This is a genomic window from Paenibacillus sp. 22594 (genome assembly GCF_052044425.1).
GTDB lineage: Bacteria > Bacillota > Bacilli > Paenibacillales > Paenibacillaceae > Paenibacillus_AQ.
This window is the reverse complement of the sequence record NZ_JBQENA010000025.1, coordinates 1-4,415: the sequence shown is the minus strand read 5'-3', so window position 1 is coordinate 4,415 and position 4,415 is coordinate 1. Positions and strand designations below refer to the sequence as shown.

Below are 4,415 nucleotides of genomic sequence, written 5' to 3'. Positions count from 1 at the left end.
CGGCAAGTACAAGAAGGGGCAAAGATCCGATTCCCGGCAAAGACAGCGTCCTATAAGGCATGGGCGGGGGCGTTGGCAGAATATAAGGACAGCCCCCTGCTGCAGAAAGAACGGGCGTACTGGGAGCAAGTAGCCACGCAGATGGCGGCAGGCGAACTTGGGATGGACGAACAGACCGGAGAAAGTGGTTATGGCGATTGCGCAGTACATTTAAGTGTGGAAGAAACCGAAGGCCTATTGCAACGTGCGGGGAAGGCGTTTCGTACTGAAGTGCCGGATTTGCTTATTAGTGCCTTGGGATTGACCGTTAAGAAACTGACAGGAGCAAGTGTAGTAACGATTGGTGTCGAAGGGCACGGGAGAGAAGCAATTCATAAACGGATCGATATTGATCGGACGATAGGATGGTTTACGAGCGTTTATCCGATCATGGTGGCGTGTCATGATGAAATAGCGGAAAGTATCATTGAAACGAAAGAGATGCTGCGCAAAATACCAAACCATGGACTTGGGTATGGCCTATTATACGATATATTACCGGGCAATCAGCTACCAACCTTATTGTTTAACTATATGGGGCAAATGGATGCTGAAGCGAAAGGTAAAAAGATAAACTTTCTTAGTTCGAGTAAAGGTTTAGCGGATGAGAATAAAATGCTGTCGGAATTGTTTATTAATGGTGTGATAAGTGAAGGTAAATTATCATTTACGTTCCGTTACAATAGAGGTCTCTTTTCAAATGGTACGATACAAAGATTTGCTGCGGTATATAAAGCCTGTATACTGTCTACTATTACATATTGTATGCAGTTGGAAGAATCCGTTCCGACGCCGTCTGACTATCAAGTAGCGGATTTGACCCGTACAGATTTATCAGTCATCCAGCATATAGCTGGTGGTGCATTCCAAATCGATCGTATATACGACTTAACCTCATTGCAGAAAGGGATGCTATACCATAGCATCGTCGATACAGAGTCTACAGCCTATAGAAATCAGAATATTTTCATAGGGCAAGGCTATGCCGATGAGCATATGGTGAAGAAAGCGCTTAATCTGCTTGTGATGCGACATGAAGTGCTCCGTACAGCGATTATTCATAAAAATATATCGATACCAAAGCAAGTTGTGATCCGAGGAAGGGAACTGGAATACGAAAGAACCGATTTAACGGGAGTAGAACCAACTGTGCAGGCAAAGCAGGTGGAAGCGATCGCCCGTGACCAAATCCAGCGGGGATTTGATCTTGAACAAGAGCCGCTATTGCGGGTACATCACGTAGTGCTGGCAAAGGATCGTTATCAATTGATCTGGAGTTTTCATCACATTCTTTTGGACGGTTGGAGTCTGCCAATAGTATACGGGGATTTCAATCGGCTGTACAAAGCACTAGAGAAGGGTGCTTTGACATCTATGCTGGAGAAACAGGTAATTACAGAAAAGCAGTACCAGGAATCCTACAAAGATTATATAACATGGCTAGAAAAACAAGATCAAGAAAAAGGGTTGTCTTACTGGTCAGATGTATTAGCAGGATATGAAGAAGTTGCCGAGATTAAACCGATATATACACCGCAAAAGAGTGAACAGCAAGTACAGAGCCTGGCGATTACCTTATCGCCTGAAGATGCATTACAGTTGAGGGAACTGATAGCTATCCATCAATTGACGGTGAGTAATGTGGTGGAAACGGCCTGGGGAATTGTTTTACAAGCATATAGCGGTCAGAAAGATGTGGTGTTCGGGAAAGTAATGTCCGGGCGTCAAGCCGATGTGCGCGGAATAGAGGACATAGTCGGTCTGTTTATTAATACCATACCGGTGCGTGTAGCGAGCAAAGAAGACATGAGTATATTGGAACTGATCAAAGAAATGCAGCAGCAAGGGACTGAAAGTGAGCAATATGCCTATTGTTCGCTCGCTGAGATTCAAGTGCAGACGGAGCAGAAGCAGCACTTAATCCAAGTGCTTTATATGTTTGAAAACTATTATGTAGATGAGGACAGGCTAGCAGATTTTATGTACGAGATTGAGTATGGCTTGGACCAAACCAATTACGATTTGACGTTATGCGCATACGAATATGAAGGTGAGATAGTATGTGAAATAATATACAATCCTAACGTTTATGCGTGTGAGGATATAACGCAAATTTCTGTGCGTCTAGAACATGTGATGAAAGGTATCGTAGCAAACCCTGAAGGGAAGTTATCTGAGCTTGAAACAATAAGAGAGGAAGAACAAGAACAAATACTAGGTGCATTTAATGATACTTCCTTACCGTATGTAAAGGAAAAAACGATTCCAGCATTATGGGAAGAGCAGGTGGCTAACACACCGGATGCAATCGCCCTCGTATATGAAGATAACCATCTAACATATGACGCGTTAAACAAAAAAATCAACCAAGTGGCATGGGCACTTCGCAGACTACACATCAAACCTGATGACCGGGTGGTTATTATAGCAGAGCGAAGTGTGGAGATGATTGCGGGGATGTATGGCATCATCAAGGCAGGCGCTGCATATGTGCCGGTCGATCCTACGTTTCCGGCAGAACGAATCCAGTTCATTCTAGCTGACTGTAAACCAAAGGCAGTGCTCGTGTATAAAGCTACGATTGAAACGGAGCTTCCAACAATTAATCTTGCTGAAGATATGCTATGGGAAGGGATGAGCGATAATCCCGAGCAAACCAATCGCCCTAATGATTTGGCTTATATAATCTATACATCCGGGACTACAGGACAACCAAAGGGCGTAATGTTAGAGCATAGCGGTGTTGTGTCCTTGCGTCATCATCTTCTGAAGCAATATAACGTTACAAGTCAGGATAATGTGCTTCAATTTGCCAACTATGTCTTTGATGCTTCTGTGTGGGAGATGACGTTATCACTATTGCTAGGGGCGACGCTAACATTGGTGTCAAAATCCATAATAGCGGATGTAACACGTTTTAATTCTTTTATGCAAGAAAGCAGGATTACGTTGGCTGTACTGCCGCCACAATACTATCTTCAATCTGCGTTTACTGGAGTTAGATGGTTAACAACGGCTGGAGCAGCAACAAATGAGTCGGTTATAGAACAAACACGGAATAGTGATAGCCGATATTGTAACGCTTATGGCCCTACGGAATGTACGGTCCAGGCTACATATTGGGAATATGACGGGATAAGCAATGTGCCAAGCAGCATCCCAATTGGTAAACCGATTGCAAATAATCACGTGTATATACTAGACGGAGATAAATTATGTGGGATTGGTGTGCCTGGGGAGCTGTGCGTGGCAGGCATTGGCGTGGCTAGAGGCTACCTCAACAAACCGGAGCTAACAAATAAAAAATTTGTAACGAACCCTTTTGTACCCGGGGAGCGGATGTACCGGACGGGCGACTTAGCGAAATGGCTGCCGGACGGGAACATCGCCTATTTAGGGCGTATTGATGATCAGGTGAAGATCAGGGGGTTCCGGATTGAGCCGGGAGAAGTGGAAAATGCGCTGCGGCAGCTCGAGGAAATCCAAGATGCAGCGGTCATCGTGCGGGAAACCCATGACGGAGACAAGGCGCTGTTTGCATACCTCATATCGAAAGACCAAGTTCAGCTGCAAGCAGTGAGGCAGGACTTAGAGGAAATACTGCCGGCGTATATGGTGCCAGCCTATATGATGCAGATTGAACAACTGCCGGTAACGCGCAGCGGTAAGCTGGATAAACGGGCGCTGCCGGAGATCGTAGCCGTAAGCGGGAAGGAATACACTGCTCCGAAAAATGAAATTGAAGAGCAACTCTGCAGTATCTTTAGTGAAGTGCTGGGCGTAGAGCGAGCCGGTACGCAGGACAGCTTCTTTGAACTGGGCGGGGATTCGATTAAAGCGATACGGATCGTGTCAAAGCTAAGAAGTATGGGATATCACGTTGCTATCAAAGATATTATGCAAAGAAATACGGTCGGGGCGATCAGCTATGTGGTACAAAAGTCTGTAATCGAGGAGCAGTACGAGCAAGAGGAAGTAAGCGGCATAGTACCGCTGACACCGATTGTCAGGGAATTTGCCTCCTGGAAGCTTTCTAAGCCGCAACACTTCAATCAGGACATGCTGATGGAGATTGATCTGGAAGATGAGAACCAGCTTCGGAAAGTGCTGGATGCCCTTACGGCGCATCACGATATATTGAGATCCGTCTACCGGGAAGGACAGCTAGAGATCCTGAAAGTGAATGGCAACAAAGCCTATGAACTAAAGGTGTATGACTATAGCGAAGAACAAGCAGTAGCGGAGCTAATGGATGCGGCATGTACAGATCTGCATCGCAGTATCGATTTAGAAGAAGGTCCGCTGGTGAAGGCAGCGATGTTCCGGACGGGTGAAGGGAATCTGCTGTTTGTGGCGATCCATCATCTTGTGGTGGA

At 45.6% G+C, this 4,415-nt stretch carries 1 protein-coding gene; it reads left to right on the top strand.

The annotated features are described in order from the left end of the window. Positions 1-24 precede the first annotated feature (24 nt). On the top strand, positions 25-4,415 hold a 4,391-nt coding region (locus tag ACTJKB_RS30765), incomplete at its 3' end, for an amino acid adenylation domain-containing protein (protein ID WP_440838022.1).